15 protein-coding genes are annotated in these 16,823 nt (G+C 61.5%); 13 read left to right on the forward strand and 2 right to left on the reverse strand.

From position 1 onward, the window contains the following. Positions 1 to 15 precede the first annotated feature (15 nt). The 6 genes from C5N93_RS15630 (at position 16) to C5N93_RS15655 (ending at position 7,913) form a co-directional block, all read left to right on the forward strand. Positions 16 to 1,308 (forward strand): MFS transporter, encoded by a 1,293-nt coding sequence (locus C5N93_RS15630; protein WP_242559988.1) that lies wholly within the window; start codon positions 16 to 18, stop codon positions 1,306 to 1,308. A gap of 756 nt (positions 1,309 to 2,064) precedes the next feature. Further along, complete coding sequence (locus tag C5N93_RS15635; RefSeq protein WP_242559989.1) at positions 2,065 to 3,384, forward strand: MFS transporter; 1,320 nt, start codon at positions 2,065 to 2,067, stop codon at positions 3,382 to 3,384. Between the two features lie 78 nt (positions 3,385 to 3,462). Further along, the gene (locus C5N93_RS15640) at positions 3,463 to 4,383 is read left to right on the forward strand and encodes an isocitrate lyase/PEP mutase family protein (protein ID WP_242559990.1); all 921 of its coding nucleotides are present in this window, start codon (positions 3,463 to 3,465) and stop codon (positions 4,381 to 4,383) included. A 191-nt stretch (positions 4,384 to 4,574) separates the two neighbouring features. Continuing rightward, positions 4,575 to 5,537 carry a LysR family transcriptional regulator gene (locus tag C5N93_RS15645; RefSeq protein WP_242559991.1) on the forward strand — a complete coding sequence of 321 codons (963 nt, stop codon included), beginning with the start codon at positions 4,575 to 4,577 and terminating at the stop codon, positions 5,535 to 5,537. 219 nt (positions 5,538 to 5,756) lie between these two features. Next, positions 5,757 to 6,500 carry an aldolase/citrate lyase family protein gene (locus C5N93_RS15650; protein WP_277990330.1) on the forward strand — a complete coding sequence of 248 codons (744 nt, stop codon included), beginning with the start codon at positions 5,757 to 5,759 and terminating at the stop codon, positions 6,498 to 6,500. 123 nt (positions 6,501 to 6,623) lie between these two features. Further along, entirely contained in the window at positions 6,624 to 7,913 is a 1,290-nt protein-coding gene (locus tag C5N93_RS15655; protein ID WP_242560425.1) for an MFS transporter, read from the forward strand. 38 nt (positions 7,914 to 7,951) lie between these two features. Here C5N93_RS15655 and C5N93_RS15660 read toward each other — a convergent pair whose 3' ends face one another. After that, positions 7,952 to 9,001 carry a GntR family transcriptional regulator gene (locus C5N93_RS15660; protein ID WP_242559993.1) on the reverse strand — a complete coding sequence of 350 codons (1,050 nt, stop codon included), beginning with the start codon at positions 8,999 to 9,001 and terminating at the stop codon, positions 7,952 to 7,954. A 223-nt stretch (positions 9,002 to 9,224) separates the two neighbouring features. Between C5N93_RS15660 and C5N93_RS15665 the strand changes: the two genes are divergently transcribed. From C5N93_RS15665 to C5N93_RS15700, 7 genes are all read left to right on the forward strand, one after another. After that, complete coding sequence (locus tag C5N93_RS15665) at positions 9,225 to 10,781, forward strand: altronate dehydratase family protein (protein ID WP_242559994.1); 1,557 nt, start codon at positions 9,225 to 9,227, stop codon at positions 10,779 to 10,781. A gap of 125 nt (positions 10,782 to 10,906) precedes the next feature. After that, complete coding sequence (locus C5N93_RS15670; RefSeq protein ID WP_242559995.1) at positions 10,907 to 12,205, forward strand: MFS transporter; 1,299 nt, start codon at positions 10,907 to 10,909, stop codon at positions 12,203 to 12,205. Positions 12,206 to 12,281: 76 nt separating this feature from the next. After that, positions 12,282 to 13,412: an Ldh family oxidoreductase gene (locus tag C5N93_RS15675; protein ID WP_242559996.1), complete on the forward strand. Its 1,131-nt coding sequence runs from the start codon at positions 12,282 to 12,284 to the stop codon at positions 13,410 to 13,412. Between the two features lie 32 nt (positions 13,413 to 13,444). Next, entirely contained in the window at positions 13,445 to 14,470 is a 1,026-nt protein-coding gene (locus C5N93_RS15680; RefSeq protein ID WP_242559997.1) for a 2-keto-3-deoxygluconate permease, read from the forward strand. A gap of 151 nt (positions 14,471 to 14,621) precedes the next feature. Continuing rightward, positions 14,622 to 14,831, forward strand: a complete 210-nt coding sequence (locus tag C5N93_RS15690) for a hypothetical protein (protein ID WP_242560453.1) — start codon at positions 14,622 to 14,624, stop codon at positions 14,829 to 14,831. A 35-nt stretch (positions 14,832 to 14,866) separates the two neighbouring features. Further along, on the forward strand, positions 14,867 to 15,487 hold the full coding sequence (locus C5N93_RS15695; protein ID WP_242559998.1) for an MFS transporter: 621 nt from the start codon (positions 14,867 to 14,869) through the stop codon (positions 15,485 to 15,487). Between the two features lie 289 nt (positions 15,488 to 15,776). Next, complete coding sequence (locus C5N93_RS15700; protein ID WP_242559999.1) at positions 15,777 to 16,097, forward strand: hypothetical protein; 321 nt, start codon at positions 15,777 to 15,779, stop codon at positions 16,095 to 16,097. A 59-nt stretch (positions 16,098 to 16,156) separates the two neighbouring features. On the opposite strand, the gene C5N93_RS15705 is transcribed toward C5N93_RS15700, so the two are convergent. Beyond that, a complete protein-coding gene (locus C5N93_RS15705; RefSeq protein ID WP_301232332.1) occupies positions 16,157 to 16,510 on the reverse strand; it encodes an SDR family NAD(P)-dependent oxidoreductase in 354 nt (117 codons plus the stop codon). Positions 16,511 to 16,823: the final 313 nt, after the last annotated feature.

The raw sequence follows: 16,823 nt of genomic DNA on the forward strand, positions 1-16,823 counted from the left end.
GACAAGGAAGAGACAATGCTGCGCCAACGAAACGTCAGTCGGTCGATACTCGCCATCATGTGTGCGATGTCGTTCATCATGTATCTCGATCGGGTCAACCTCTCGGCGGCGGCCGGGTTGATTCGTGACGATCTGCATCTCAGCAATACGGAAATCGGTTTCGTGTTCGCTGCGTTTTCCTACACTTACGCGATTTTTCAGATCGTAGGCGGCTGGGTCAGCGACCGGTTCGGATCGAAGGTGACGCTGGTGCTATGCGCCTCGATCTGGATCGTCGCGACCGTCGCTACCGGGTTGGCCGGCGGTATCGTTTCGCTCTTCTGCGCGCGTATGTTGCTAGGCGTGGGTGAGGGGGCGGCGCTTCCGGCGCAAGCGCGCGCGCTGACCAACTGGTTCCCGGTCGGTCGTCGGGGATTCGTGCAAGGGCTCACGCATTCCTTCTCGCGGCTGGGTAATGCACTCACGCCGCCGATCGTCGCGTTGCTCACGACGCTGACCTCGTGGCGCGCGTCGTTCCTGATGGTCGGTGCGTTGACGCTAGTGTGGGTGCTTGTGTGCGCTTGGTATTTCAAGGACGACCCGCGTGCTCACCGACACATGACGTCCTCGGAGGAAGCCACGCTGCCGCCCGCCATGCCGGCTGTCCGCGATCAGGCGCGTGCACCGGTTCCTTGGCTGCGGCTCGTGAAGCGGGTAGGTCCGACCATGTTCGTCTACTTCTGCTACGGATGGACCGGGTGGCTTTTCTTCACCTGGCTACCCACGTTTTTCATGCATGGCAGGGGGCTTGACCTAACGAAGTCGGCGTTGTTTTCCGCTGGCGTCTTTCTCTCCGGAGTCGTTGGCAACACGGTCGGCGGGGTCGTCAGCGACAAAGTACTCAAGCTGACGGGAAATGTCGTGGCCGCGCGCCGCAACGTGATCATGTTCTCGTTTCTCGGGGCATTCCTGTGCCTCGTGCCCGTGATTTTCGTCAAGTCGTTGCCTTTGATGGCGGTATTTATCAGTCTGGCTTTCTTTTTCCTCGAGATGACCGTGGGACCGATCTGGGCGGTGCCGATGGACATTACGCCGCGTTATGTCGGCATTGCAAGCGGGCTGGTGAACGCCGGGTCGGCGCTGGCGGGTATTTTCTCTCCGATCGTCTTCGGCTTTGTCGTCGATCGAACAGGCAACTGGACGTTGCCGTTCATCGGCTCGCTGGGCTTGCTCGCGCTAGGGATCGTCATGACAACGTTCATGCGCCCCGACATTACACTCGATGACCGCCAAGAACGCGGCGAGAGCGCGTCCAAGCGGTTTGCGTAGCGGCGTAGCTTTTGCCGCGCCACTGATGCCGCCGACCGAACAACCCCGTTCAATAGGGTTGTCGATTCCCTCGCTTTTTGTCGTCTTGGTGGGATTGAGACAACACAAGCGCGCTGCCGTGGACTGATGTCCTCTAGCGTATTGGCTACTGGCCGGTATTGTCACTTGCCACGATGCCCCGTGCCGCAGCAACGATGGCTTCGCGAGGGGCGCGCGGCGACCATCCCAGCATTCGACGCGCTTTTTCGTTCGAGGTCTGTTTCGCGTATCCGAGGTCGTGAACCAAGGCCCGGAATCGGTTCGAGAAGCGTGCGCTAATCCCTATGACGAAGCTCGGAAGGGAGCGCGTCGGCTGTCGACAGTCGTGCTACCGGCGCGAGCTTTATGAGAAAACGTTTGCAACGCGGTGCGATGCTCGCGCATACGGGCAGAACTACGCGGAAAAATGGCTCATGGAACTGGCCGACTGAGTGCATTCATTCGGAAAGTCTTAAGTTGCGTCGCCATTGCACCTCACGTTGACGATAGAGTCGTCAGCATATGACCGCGACGCATGTGGATACGGCGTTATCGGGTGTTCTCGGGTGTCATAGGGCCCCCGGCGTGCTGGTTTCCTTTTACGACACGTTATCGAGAGAATTCTTCGGTTGGCAACGCGCATACGCGCGGCTACCTTGTCGGCACAGCTTGCCCTGCGGTCTTGACCGTCACCGCGCAAGCGCCACAAGGCTATCGCCAAAAGTCCGGAGACACGCGTTGACCCCGCTGCATTTGACCTACCGAAAGATCCTCTGGCGGATCATTCCATTCATTTTCCTGTGCTACGTCATCAACTATCTGGAGCGGGTGAACATTGGGTTCGCCAAACTTCAGTTTCTGCACGATCTGCATCTCGATGAAACCGTGTTCGGCATCGCGGCTGCCGTGTTCTTCATCGGCTACGTGCTCTTCGAAGTGCCCAGCAATCTGCTGCTTACGCGCATCGGCGCGCCCGCTACGCTGTTTCGGATCATGCTGCTTTGGGGCATCTTCACCGCGGGCATGGCGTTCACGATGCACGAATACTGGCTCTATACGCTGCGCTTTCTAATCGGTGCCGCCGAGGCGGGGTTCTTCCCGGGTGTCGTGCTGTATCTGAGCTATTGGCTCCCGGATCGCTATCGGGGACGTGCCATGACGACGTTCATGATTGCGATCCCGTTCTCGGGCATTTTCGGCGGGCCGCTCTCCGGCTGGATCATGCAGAGTTTCGACGGCCTGCACGGGCTGCGCGGCTGGCAATGGCTGTTCCTGTGCGAGGCCCCGCCTGCGATTGTCGCCGCAGTACTCGCGCTGTTCGTGCTTCCACGCTCGCCAGAGCACGCGCGTTGGCTATCGGACGACGAGAAGCGCGCCGTCGCGAAAGATCTGGCACAGGATCGGGCGCAACGCAGCCAATCGTCGGCCACGGTCGGCGAGGTGCTTCGCGACCCACGCATCTATCTGCTCGCGCTGATTTACTTCACCGTCACGAGTTTCAATACGAACCAGGTTTGGTTGCCCACGCTGTTGCGCAACGTGAGCCACGCATCGCTTGGGCAGATTGGCTGGATCAGCGGCGCGATGTCTGTCGGTGCGACCCTCGGCATCTTTCTGGTCGGTCAGAGTTCGGACCGCCTTCAGGAGCGTCGCTGGCACATCATCGGCTGTGGCGCGCTGTCCGCTGCGGCCTATTTGCTGATAGCGCTCACCCGGCACAGCACCGCGCTAACGGCAGTCCTGCTCTCGCTCGGCACCATCGGTGGCTACGGGGTGCTGAGTCTGTTCTGGACCATTCCTCCGGCATGGCTCGACCGCCGGATTGCCCCTTTGGGCATCGGTCTCATCAGCGCACTAGGGCAGTTCGGTGGCGCGGCCGGCCCGTTGATCGTGGCGCGCGCCAATGCGGTGACCGGCAATCTTTATGGCGGCTTCGCCACGGTTGGGTTGATGCTGCTCGGGGGCGTGATCTGCTTCATGGTTTTCGTCCCCAGGACACGCAAACCCGATGCGGCTCCTCATGTCGATGCCCGCCCGTCGCTCACGGCATCGCCCTGATCGCCGACTCCCTGATTCATCACCCCTGATCCCGGGATCGCCGAACGCGTTTCGGCGGCCCACATGCCGGATACTTCAATGTTGAACGAAAAACGAAAGTCACTGCGAGCGCTGCTCGACAGCGGGCAGTTCATCGTGGCCCCCGCCATTCATGACGCCTATGCGGCGAAGATCGTCCAGACGGCCGGTTTCCCCAGCGCATGCACGAGCGGTGCCGTACTCTCTCATGCGTTGCTGGGGCTGCCCGACGTTGCCGTATTGAGCGTGACGGAAAACGTCGAGCATTGCCGCCGTCTCGCCCGCGTGATCGACATTCCCCTCACCGCCGATGCCGATGCCGGTTACGGAAATCCGTTCAACGTTTTTCACACGATTCGGTTGTTTGAGGAAGCGGGGCTCGCCGGCGTCAATCTGGAAGATCAGGTAACGCCGCGTCGCTGGGGTAGCGGGAGCGGTGCCGAAGTCGTCGCTGTGCGGGAGATGGTTCGCAAGATCGAGGCTGCATGTGAGGCGCGTCGCGACGACGATTTCATTCTCATCGTGCGCACCGATGCCTTGCCTGTCGAAGGGATCGACGCAACGCGTGCGCGCATTGCCGAGTACATCGCCGCCGGTGCCGACGTGATTCTGCCGATGGGCACCATCGACGACGCCCAAATCGCATCGCTCGTCGATACCGCCCGAGATGTGCCGATTTCGATCAGTGTCTCGACGCAGCACCCGTTAAGGGCGAGCACCACGCTGCGCGAATCGATCGAGCGTCTGCGTGGCCTGGGGGTGCGTCGGATCAGCTTGCCGCAGTGGTTGCCGTCAGCGGCGGCCAAAGCGATGGCAGACGTTTGCGAGACCCTCGCCAGCCTCGGCGTGACGCGCGATACACCAACGCATGCCGACGAGGGCGGCTTCCCTGCGGGCCGCTTCGCGACGCCTGCGGCGTTGCGCGAATGGCTCGATGCCGACGCAGTTGAGCGTCAGGAAAGCGTCTTGCTTCGGGCGTGAGGATGCCCCGGTTTGTCGGGAAGCAACCGGGTGATGTATGGGAAATGCATGTTGGGAAAACCGCAGCGATAGCGGTGTCGAGAGGAGCGAGGGCGGCGATGCGTTGTGCGAACAAGGGCGTCGGGACTATCATCGAGCGTCCGGCGCTCGCCGGATGCGATGGTTGAGGACAGGGGCGGCACGAGTTCTCAATGTACGGTTCAAGTTCGCCGCAGGGACGTTCAGGCACTACCCGGCACGACATGACGCTCAAGCAACTCGAAGCTTTTTACTGGGCCGCTACGCACGGCAGTTTTGCCGTGGCAGCCAACCGGCTCAGCGTCACCCCGTCGTCGCTTTCCAAACGGATTCAGGAACTGGAGTCCGATATCGGCCGCCAGTTGTTCGATCGCACGACGCCTCGCGTAACGCTCACTGACGCGGGGCATCGTCTGCTCGGTCATGCCCGTCAGATGCTGGACGTCGAAACCCGCATTCGCGACGATCTGCTTGACGATGCCTTGCGCGGCACCTGCCGGTTCGGCATTAGCGAACTCGTTGCGACCACGTGGTTTCCTCGCTTCGTCACGCATGTTCGGGCACAGCATCCCGAGCTGGTGCTGGCACCGCACGTCGATCTGACCTATCGCTGTGAGCAGCGTCTGGAGCGAGGAGAATTCGACTTCGCGATCATTCCCGGGCCGCCGTCGTCACCCCGCCTGGCGAGTGAGGAAATCTGCGAACTGGCGTATTCGTGGGCGGCCTCGCCCAATCGTCTGGCTTCCGGCACGACGCTCACGCCGGCGCATTTTCTGGCGCATCCGGTCGTGAGTCTCGCCCCGGAGGCGCATCTGAGTGCCCTGGTCCATCGCTGGGCTGCCGAACACAAGCTGGAACTGCCGCACGCGCTGACATGCAACAGTCTGCATGCACTCGCCGAGCTGACGATCGCGGGCGTCGGCATCAGCGTGTTTCCGCGTCATTACTTAAGGCCCCTTGTCGAGCGCGGGCATCTCGTGGAACTCACCAGCGTTCCGCCGTTACCCGACATGCGCTATTGCATCGACTGGCGGCGAGACGACAGCCGCCGCATCATCAGCGTGATGAAGGGCATCGTAATGCGTCTTGCCGATTTCACCAGCGTCCCCGGCATCGTTTCGGGCCATCGCGGCTAAAACGTCGCCGGATATTCCAATTTGCGCGCCGCCGCCGCCGCCGCCGCTGTGCGTGACGTGAGCCCTGCACGTCCACTGCCTCTGTACGTACTCATGGACATCGGTGCATGTGGAAAATTTTTCACGCCCCATCGTGAAAACTATTAGCTTTCGTGCATTGCGTGAAGTCTCTATCGTAAGCCTCCGTGCTTCACCATTCCCCCCAGGGGTTCACGCATCATGAAGAATGTCGTTTCGACGTGGGTTTCGCTGCTTTACGTTCCGGGCGCAGACAGTCAGAAGCTTGCCGAGGCATGTCACACCGAGGTGGATGCCATCATCGTCGACCTGGAAGACTTTGTTCCCGCCGAGCGCAAGTCACACGCGCGTGCGCACGTCGACGCCGATATCGCTGCGGTTCGCCGGGCGCAGCGTCACGTCGTTGTGCGGGTGAATCGTCGTCTGGATCTACTGGTAAGGGATCTTGAGGCGACAGTGATCGCAGGCGTCGACGCGATCATGCTGACCAAAGTCAACAGTGCCGCCTACGTGCAGTTCATCGACGAATTCGTCGGCTTCCTCGAACGTGAGCGTGGCCTGCCCATCGGTGGCATCGGCCTCATTCCGATGATCGAAACAGCGGACGCGATCGCGCACATCGAGGCTGTGGCGGGGGCGTGCGCGCGCGTCGTCGCCATCAACGTCGGCGCGGAAGATCTTGCCGCCGAATTGGCAATTCCCAGCGACAGCGACCTGTTAGTGCGGGTCAAGGAGCGAATGATCGTCGCGGCGTTCGCCAATGGCGTCGTGCCTCTCGGTCATCTCGGATCGGTGAAGGCATTCGGTGATATCGAACATTTCACCGAGATGCTGCAACGCTCGCGATCGTTGGGGTTTCGTGGGGCGACATGCTTGAATGCCCGGCAAGCGAGCGCGATCAACGCGGTGTATCGACCGAGCACCGATTGCGGTGCAGCCGCCTGATTTTCCGCGAGACGGACTGCGCTGAAGCGTCAGCGTGCCGACTCGTAAGACAAGATGACAAGACAAGAAAAATCGAAAAGCAGCCAAGAGGACGAGACAGACATGGAAGAGACTTTGCCGGTAATGACGAACGATGTCGCCGCACCGCAGGCGGCCCGAGGGTCGAGATTGAGTGCGACGATCAAGGTGATCAGTGGCAACTTCCTCGAAATGTACGACTTTATGGTGTACGGGTACTACGCCAAGGAGATCGCGCATACGTTTTTTCCGGCGAGCAGTTCATTCGCGTCTCTCATGCTCTCGCTGGCGGTGTTCGGTTCGGGATTTCTCGTGCGACCTCTGGGCGGTGTGATTCTGGGGGCCTACGTCGATCGGCACGGACGGCGCAAAGGGCTGATGCTCACGCTCTCGCTCATGGCGCTGGGCACGCTGCTCGTGGCCGCAGTACCGGGCTATGCGAGTATCGGCGTGCTGGCACCGACGCTCGTATTGCTCGGGCGCTTGCTCCAAGGTTTTTCTGCGGGCGTAGAACTTGGCGGCGTTTCGGTATATCTCAGCGAGATTGCGCCACCGGGGCGCAAGGGGTTCTATTGTGCATGGCAGTCGGCCAGCACCCAGATTGCCGTGATGGTGGCGGCGCTCGCCGGGCTGCTGCTCAACCGTACGTTGTCCACCGAGCAGATCAACGATTGGGGATGGCGCGTGCCATTCTTCGTTGGTTGCCTGATCGTGCCGTTCCTGCTGCACATTCGTCGCTCGCTGCAAGAAACGGAAGCGTTCCTCTCCCGAAAGCATCATCCCAGTTTCGGTCAGATTCTGCGTTCCATTGCGCAGCATTGGCAGTTGATTCTGGGCAGTATCGGTATGTCGGTCATGACGACGGTGTCGTTCTACACGATCACGGCCTATACCCCGACCTACGGACGCGACGTGCTTGGGTTGAGTGATGGCGCTGCGCTGCTCGTCACCTTGTGTGTGGGTTTCACGAACTTTCTCTGGCAACCGATGAGTGGGGCGCTGTCGGATCGGTTCGGCCGTCGCACGATGCTCATGAGCACGACCGTGCTTGCTGTCCTGACGGTCTATCCGGTCATGCACTGGCTCGTCGGCGGACCATCGTTCGAGCGGCTGCTGATCGCAGACCTCTGGTTCTCGTTCCTGTACGGTATGTACAACGGCACTCTGATCGTCACGTTGGTGGAAGTCATGCCGATGCACGTGCGAACCAGCGGATTCTCCTTCGCCTACGGTCTCGGGCTCGTGCTCGGTGGCTTCACGCCGGCCATCACGACCTATCTGATTCATGCGACAGGCAACAAGGCCATTCCGGCAATGACGGTGACGATTGCCGCCGCATGTGCGTTCCTGTGCACGCACTACGTGTTGAAAATGCGGGAACGGATGCCGGCGTAGATTCTAGCCGGCGCGCTTATGGCATGCGTTTGGCGTGCTTATCGCTCGGTCACATAGCCGGGCAGCGGCTGCGCGTAATGCGTGCGAACGTGTTTTGCGCGCAGCAGTACCTTTTCGCAAGACGCCTGAAGGTGCTCGCGCAAACGTGCGGCGGCGAGCGGGACGTCCTCTTCCTGAACGGCGTTCAGGATGTCGCGATGCTCGGCGAGAAATGTGTCCTTGCGGGGCGGCATCGGTGCCGTGAATCCGAGCACGTGCTTGCTCAGCATCAGCACACCACGCGTGCGCTGAAGGCTCTTGAGCAGGTCTGCATTCGGGCAATAGGACAGCAGGCGCACGTGCAAATCGTGCTCCAGAGCGTCGAACGTTTCCCGCGTGGCATGCGTATAGTCGCGCATGGCGCTGCGAAGCCGTGCGGCGATCTCGCGCAATTCCGTTGCCGGAATGTGAGCGGCAGCCGCCTGCAAGGCCGCCGGCTCCAGCAGCCATCGCAGTTCATACAGATGAACGATGCGCGCGTCGTCCAGCGGGCTGACGACCCAGCGCTGCCGTTCGTCCTTTTCCGCTAGCCCCAGACTCTCGATACGTAGCATCACGTCGTGCGCCACGATTCGGCTCACGCCGTGATGACGTGCCAGCTCGACTTCATTCACCCGGTAACGCCCGAACACCGACAGGTGGATCAGCTCGCGCTCGACCTCGTTGTAGATCAATTCCCAGCGCGGCACTTTACGAATCGGGCTCGCCCCGCCATCCAGACCGAGCATGTCCGGCGTGATCGCCACGCGTCGGACGGTGACACCCGGTGCGCCCGCCAGATAGCCTCGCCCGTCGAAACGACTGACCACACCGTCCTGCTCCAGTTGTTGGAGTGCCTGACGGATTGGCGTGCGCGTGGCTCCCAGCAATTGAGACAACGGCTCCTCGAGCAACACGATGCCCGGTGCCAGCGTGCCCTGGCCGATTGCGTCGCGCAGAATGCCCGCGACCCGCGCGTAGACCGGTACCTGCGAGTCGGCGTCGGGCGCGGCGGCGGACGAAGTGGGGATGTCGTCAAGCGGCATGGACAAAGAGGAGTTTCGCTTCATGACACGTATTTTGCCGGACACACGCATCGTTAGGAAATATTCGCTCAGGGAAAACCATAATGACTTTGGCTGACAAAAGTCATTTATATTAATGACCAATGAAGGCAAAAGTCATTATTAAGGTTCGCATCATGATTCAAGGCATTTTTTCGCAGAGCATCTGTCGTCGTCGGCGGATGTCGTCGAGCGCTCTCTTTCAACGCGTTGTCCGAGGAGTCTGCGCATGAGCGTCGTCATCGAACCCGCAGCGTTGCCCGCTGCACGTGTGATTCGTCTGCATGCCGACGACGACGTGGTCGTCTCGCTCGACCAGCTTATGTCGGGCGCAGTGATCGAGTCGGAAAGGGTCACCGTCTCCGGCCTGATTCCGCCGGGGCACAAAGTGGCGACGCGCGAGATTGTCGTGGGTCAGCCGGTGCATCGTTACGGGCAGATCATCGGCTTTGCCAGCCAACCGATTCGTCCGGGGCAGCACGTGCACACGCACAACCTCGTCATCGACGACTTCTCGCGCGACTATGCGTTCGCGCAAGATGCACGGGTGACGCCCGTTAGCGCATCGGTGGCCACCTTTGAGGGCATCGTGCGTGAAGACGGGCGCGTTGCCACCCGCAACTACATCGGCATTCTCACGTCCGTGAACTGTTCGGCGACCGTGGCGCGAGCCATTGCCGACCAGTTCCGACGTGACATCCACCCGGAAGCGCTGGCGGATTATCCGAACGTCGACGGTGTCGTGGCGCTCACTCACGGTTCCGGCTGTGCGATGGATTCGCAGGGCGAGGGACTGGCGCTCCTGCAACGCACGCTGGGTGGCTACGCTTGCCATGCCAACTTCGCAGCGGTGCTCGTGATTGGTCTGGGATGTGAAACGAATCAGGTCTCGCGCCTGCTCGAAACGCAAGGGCTCACTGCGTCGGCACGCTTGCAGGCATTTACGATTCAGGACACAGGGGGGACGACGAAAACCGTTGCCCATGGCGTCGCCGCGATCCGGGAGATGCTGCCGGGCGCAAACCGGGTTCGACGCCAGACCGTGCCCGCCAGTCATCTCACCATCGGTCTGCAATGCGGTGGCTCCGACGGTTACTCGGGTATTACCGCCAATCCTGTGCTGGGGGCGGCGGTCGACCGTCTCGTCGCGCAGGGCGGCACCGCCATCTTGTCGGAAACACCGGAAATCTTCGGTGCCGAACACTTGCTGACGCGTCGGGCCGTGTCGCCCGATGTCGGCCGCAAACTGGTCGAGCGCATCGAGTGGTGGCAGCGCTATTGCGCGCGCAATGGCGCATCGATGGACAACAACCCGTCGACCGGCAACAAGGCGGGCGGACTGACCACGGTGTTGGAGAAGTCACTGGGCGGTATCGCGAAAGGGGGCTCGACGAACCTCGTGGAGGTCTATGAGTACGCACAACCGGTGCGTGCTCGCGGGCTCGTTTTCATGGATACCCCAGGCTACGACCCGATCTCCGCGACGGGGCAGGTTGCCGGTGGCGCGAACATGATCTGCTTCACCACCGGGCGAGGCTCGGCTTATGGCTGCGCACCTTCGCCGTCGCTCAAGCTCGCCACGAACAGCGCATTGTGGGCGCGTCAAAGCGACGACATGGACATCAACTGCGGCGAAGTGCTCGACGGTGGCAAATCCATCGATGCGCTCGGCGCAGAACTCTTCGAACTCATGCTGGCGACAGCATCCGGGCAACGTACTCGCAGCGAGATTCACGGTTACGGCCAGGACGAATTCGTGCCGTGGCAATTGAGCGTCATCGTGTAATCGGATCGACGTGATGTCAGCGGGCCGGGACGATCGACCCGGCCCGCCGGCGCACGTCGCACCCGTTGCGCGCATTACCGAACCCCCGACGCCCGAACATCCAAAAAAATAATCAGGAGACACCCGTGGCTGACCTCACTTTGGCACCTGCTGCCGAGGATTTCGTCGAGCGTACCTATGCAAAGGTCACCTGGCGAATTCTTCCGTTTCTGCTGGCTTGTTATCTGCTGTCCTATCTTGATCGCGTGAACGTCGGCTTCGTCAAGATGCAGATGATGGCCGATCTCCGGTTCTCGGATACCGTGTACGGACTCGGCGCGGGGATATTCTTTCTGGCGTACTTCTTTGTTGAGATTCCGAGCAATCTCATCATGCATAAGGTCGGTGCCAGGGTCTGGATCGCGCGCATCATGATCTCCTGGGGGGTGATTTCCGCCGGCATGGCATTCGTCACCACGCCCACGAGTTTCTACGTGATGAGATTCTTGCTGGGCGTTGCCGAGGCCGGTTTCTATCCCGGCGTCATCCTGTATCTGTCGTATTGGTATCCCACGCATCGACGCGGCAAGATGTTTGCGATCTTCGCGCTCGGTGTGCCGCTCTCGGGCATGATCGGCGGGCCGATCTCCGGCTATTTGCTGCACACGTTTCGCGACGCCCATCCGTTTTCCGCATGGCAGTGGCTATTCGTCCTTGAAGGCATTCCCTCGGTGATCGCCGGTGTCGCGGCACTCTTCTGGCTGACCGATCGTGTGGAGCACGCCACGTGGCTGAGCGAAAGTCAGAAGCGCCTGCTCGCTGCCGAGGTTGCGGCCGATGCGCGTCATCAGGCGCATGTGTCGCTGCGTGCCGTGTTCCGCGACAAGCGGGTCTGGCTGCTCACCTTGATTTACTTTTGTATGGTTGCGGGATTCTATACCGTGGGTTTCTGGCTGCCCTCGTTCATTGCGACGGCCGGTATCACGGACCCATTGCAGGTCGGCGCGCTCACTGCGGTGCCTTATGCCTGCGCCGTGGCGGCCATGGTGTTCATCTCGCGTAGCGCAGATCGCCGTCGCGAACGCCGCTGGCACCTTGCCCTCACCGCAGCGATGGGTATCGTGGGGCTGATCATCTCCGCTGTGTTCGGACATCACCTCGTGATCGCCATGGTCGGGCTCGCGCTTGCGGCCGCCGGCGGGCTCACGACCGTGCCGCTGTTCTGGAGCCTGCCCGCAGCTTTCCTCGACGGTATCGCTGCGGCGGCAGGGATCGCACTCATCAACTCGCTGGGCAATCTTGCGGGCTTCTTCGGTCCCTATCTGATGGGTTACACGAAGGATCTGACCCATAGCACTCATCTGGGCATCGGTCTCATCTGCGCCTGCATGACGATCGGCGCGCTCCTTATTTTTCGGCTGCCGGCTGCTGTCGTGAACCGGTGATTTCCCCGCGGCGTCCTCGTTCGATGGCGAGTGCCGTCGAACGCGTCGGGCGTCCCGGCTTTTTTCAACGTTGCTTATGAATGCCTCCCCCACCCTGGATTCGACGCGCGGCCAGAGCGATCTCCCGCTGTACGACGCCGCTGCGCTCACCGAACATGCCACGCGCCTGTTGTGCGCCACGGGTATGGAACCTGAGAAATCCGATGCCGTGGCCAGTACGTTGGTCGAAGGCGATCTGCTCGGACACGATACGCATGGTCTCGCGCAACTGGCGGGCTATCTGAGGGAGCTGCAAAGCGGTTCCATGCGTGGCACCGGCGAGCCTGTCGTCGTCGCCGAGCGGGGGGCGACGCTGCTCTGGGATGGACAGCGTCTGCCTGGGCCGTGGCTCGTCCATAAAGGACTCGATGCGCTCATGCCGAAGGCGAGAGAACACGGCGTGGCGACGCTCGTCATTCGTCGCAGTCATCACATCGCTTGCCTGGCGGCGTATCTCGCCCGCGCATCGGCGGCCGGATTCGTGCTGTTGCTCGCGACGTCGGACCCTTATCCGCCGTCAGCGAGCGTAGCGCCATTCGGCGGGCGCAAGGCGGTCTTCACGCCGAACCCCTTCGCCATCGGCATTCCCTCCGGTGGCGATCCGATTCTTGTCGACATCTCCGCATCGATCGTGACGAACGCGATGAGCGCACGAATGATCGCGCAAGGCCAGACGGCCGAGCAGCCCTGCTGGCTCGATGCGCAGGGCGAGGCGTCCACCGATCCGCGCGTGCTCAGGCAGACACCGCCGGGCACCATTTTGCCGCTGGGCGGCATGGCATCGGGCCATAAGGGGTTCGGGCTTGCGCTGCTGGTCGAAGCGCTGACGGCGGCGCTCGGTGGGTTCGGGCGAGCCGATCCGCCGCAGGGGCCGGGTGCCGCCGTGTGCCTCACGCTCTACGACATCGACGCATTTGCGGGGATGCCTGAATTCACGCGGCAGATCGACTGGATCATCGACGCCTGCGTGAGCAACCCACCCGTGCCGGGGACCGCGCGGGTGCGCATGCCGGGACATGCAGGGCAGCAGTGCAAGCGCGATCAGTTGATCCGCGGCGTGCGCCTGCATCCCGCCATCGCGGCCTCGTTGGCACCCTTCGAATCGCAGTATGGGCTGACGTTCCCGTCGGCATTGACATCGCACACCGCCGGCTCGGCCGGCGAGTAACACCGTAAAGCTATCCAATCAGGAAGTCCCCCATGAAGAACATCCCCATCAAAGCCTCCATCGAAAGCATTCCCGGCGGCATGATGATCGTGCCGCTGTTGCTCGGCTCCATCGTCGCTACCTTCTTTCCCAACGTGCCCAAGGCATTCGGCTCATTTACCGGCGCGCTTTTTACCGGCGCGCTGCCGATCATGGCTGTCTTCTACGTATGCATGGGGGCCGGCATCAGCCTGCGTTCCACGCCTTACGTCATCAAGAAGGGCGGGGTGTTGTTCGGCTCGAAGGTGCTCATCGCCATCGCCTGCGGCGTAGTGCTCGGTCGGTTGTGGGGCGAACAGCCTGTCGCGGCGGGCTGGCTGGCAGGTATGTCCGTACTGGCGATCGTGGCCGCAATGAACGACACGAATGGCGGCCTCTACATGGCGCTGATGGGCCAGTACGGCAAGCCGGAAGACGTGGGGGCCTACTCGATCATGTCACTTGAGTCGGGACCGTTTCTCACCATGGTGACGCTGGGTATTGCCGGATTGTCGACCTTTCCGTGGCAGACGCTCGTGGGCAGCATACTGCCGCTGATGGCCGGGATGGTGCTCGGCAATCTGGATCGTGACATGCGCCGTTTCTTGAGCGCCGCAGTGCCGGTCATGTTGCCGTTTTTCGCGTTCGCATTAGGCGGTGGGCTCGACCTGCATAACGTCTGGCGCGCGGGCCTGTTGGGCATCGGCCTCGGCGTGTTCGTACTGGTGGTGGGGAGCATCGTGCTTTTCATTGCCGACAGACTCACCGGCGGCAATGGCATCGCCGGTGTGGCCGCTGCCAGCACGGCGGGGAATGCGGCAGCGGTGCCGGCCATTGTCGCTGCGGCCAATCCGGTCTATGCAGAGGCTGCGAAAAGCGCAACGCTGCTCGTGGCGTCGTGTGTGGTCGTGACGACGATCGGCGTGCCGCTCATGACGGCACTCGTCGCGCGATGGGTGTCGGCCCGAGGGACGCCGGCGTCCGACCCGGCGGTTGCCAATTTTCCACCAATGCAAGCAAGCCGGGAAAACGGGCATTGAGATCCTCTGTGCGCAGACGGCTGCGACGCTCCAAGCCATATTGACGCTGACGAATCAGACCGGCCTCTCGCAACGCTTTGAAATGATGCGTTAGCGACGACTTCGGCCGGTCGAAGCCGAACCAACCGCACGTGTGGTCATAGGCGTCCGAGTGCAAAAGCAGCATGTGCACGATGGTCAGGCGCAGCGGGTCGGCAAGCGCACCCAGAATCGCTTCCAGTTGCAGTGCTTCGACCGCCGGCTCATCCAGTGGCGGTGGAAGGTCGGCACGTTCATCTTCGGCAACGGTCGTCGGTGCCAGGGGGAGCTTGGTTTTCTTCATCTTTCGAACTATACACCAGTACGAGTTTTTTCGAACTGACGTATAGTTCGAAAAAACTCGTACTGAAGGAAGTCATGACCTCTCCCTTGTTGGTATCGGCAAAACAGCCCTCGGCATCGCGCATGTGGCGCGCGGCATGGATGGTGAGCGCCGTCTTCATGTTGTCGAACTCGACGACCCCGCTCTACGTGTACTGGCAAGCGCAAATGGGGTTTTCCTCCGGCGTGCTGACGGTCATTTTCGCGCTCTACATCGCGGGCTTGTTTGGCACGCTTCTCGTCGCGGGGCAGCTATCCGATCGCTACGGTCGAAAGCCTGTCCTGGTGCCGGGGCTCATCGCCGCATTGGTCGCTTGCGGTCTGTTTGCCAGCGCCACGTCGGTCTACATGCTGGCCTTGGGGCGATTGCTGGCAGGTGTGGCCGTTGGGGTCATTGTGTCGGCGGGAATGGCTGCCGTGGTCGACGCGGCGGGGGGAGCGGCAAAAACGTCATGCCGCGCTGCTGGCTTCCATCGCCATGGTGTTGGGCGCAGGGCTGGGGCCGTTGCTTGCCGGGGCGCTCGCGCAGAAATTGGAGAAGCCTGTGGGTCCCATTTTCCTCGTCGAGTCGTTGGTGCTGGTCAGCGCATTGATGGTGGCCTTGCGGGTAGTGGACCGTCGCCACAACGCGTCGGCATCCGTATCAAGAGCGGGTGAGGGGGCGGGGGCCAGCTCAGGACCGTTGCGTTTGCCGCGCGTGCCCGCAGAGAATCGCGTTCAGGTGCTGTGTGGCATTGCCGTGTTCGGACCCGGTATTACGGCGACCTCGTTCGTCCTGGCGCTTGGGCCGTCACTCCTGGCTCGACTCCTGGGCATGAGAAGCCCCTTGCTGGCCGGAAGTATGGCCTGTGCAATGTTCTTTGCGGCCGTCGGCATACAGTTTTTGGTGAGGCAATGGGCCGTTCGGAGGTTTTTTGCAACGAGTGCGCTCGCGACGATGCTGTCCATGATCTGCCTCCTTGGCGCGATCTACCTGTCATGGGTTCCGGCGCTCGTGTTGGCCGCATTGCTCGCCGGGATGGGCCAGGGACTGGGGCAGCTTGGCGGTCTGAGCTTGATCGGCCTGCACGTGAACGATGGAAATCGCGCGCAAGCCAATGCCGTACTCAGTATCGGTGGCTACGTTCCGGCGGGCCTTCTTTCGGTCATGGCCGGGTATCTGATCGATGTCGTCGGATTGGCGGGTGCCGTGACATCATTTGCACTGCTGCTGACGCTCACGGCATTGGCCGGGGGGCGTTGGGCCGTTCGCAACGCGGGTGAGTAGCACGGGGGGCGTGCGAGTCAGGCATGCAGACGCGTTGCCGCGAGCACGATCTCGCGAATTCACACGCCGGCCGGTTGGGCATACGCGTAGTAGACGGCATTGGCCATGTCCTCCGCGGCCAGCACCTTGCCGCCCATCTCCGTCTTCCAAGCCTCGTAGCCCGTCTTGATTCTCTGATCGGTCTTATGGCTGAGAAGGTCGGTTTCCGCTGCACCGGGCGCGATGGTCACGACACGCACGTTATGGGTCGACAGTTCTTCGCGAAGCTTCTCCGAGAGTCCATGCACCGCGAACTTGGTGCCGACGTAGGCCGTGTGGATCGGAAACGTCTTGCGTCTTGCCACCGAGCTGATATTGACGTTGGTGCCGCGCTTGCTCCGAAGTATGAGAAGCGTTTCGGCGACGAGCGCAATCTGTGGACGCTATCGCGCGAGCAATGACAGGGGTAACTTATACATTATAAATCTCCCGGAACCGGGGCCAGGAGCCTATGTGGCCGCAAATTCACATGCGTTGGCGTACGTACAAGATGGGCAGGAGAGGGTGCTCAAGTCCTACTGGGCGGTGCCTGCGAGTGTCATTGAAGACGAGAAGCAGATGTGTGAGTGGGACCGTGCGGCACATGGGGCCCCGTCGGTTAGCGTTGCTTGCGGTCAGCTTTGCGAGTTCGAGCATGGAGAGATAGCTGCTCATCTATCCATCCTCAGCCTCTTGTGGTGATTCGCA

This window comes from Pandoraea sp. LA3, assembly GCF_022696215.1.
Taxonomy (GTDB): domain Bacteria; phylum Pseudomonadota; class Gammaproteobacteria; order Burkholderiales; family Burkholderiaceae; genus Pandoraea; species Pandoraea capi.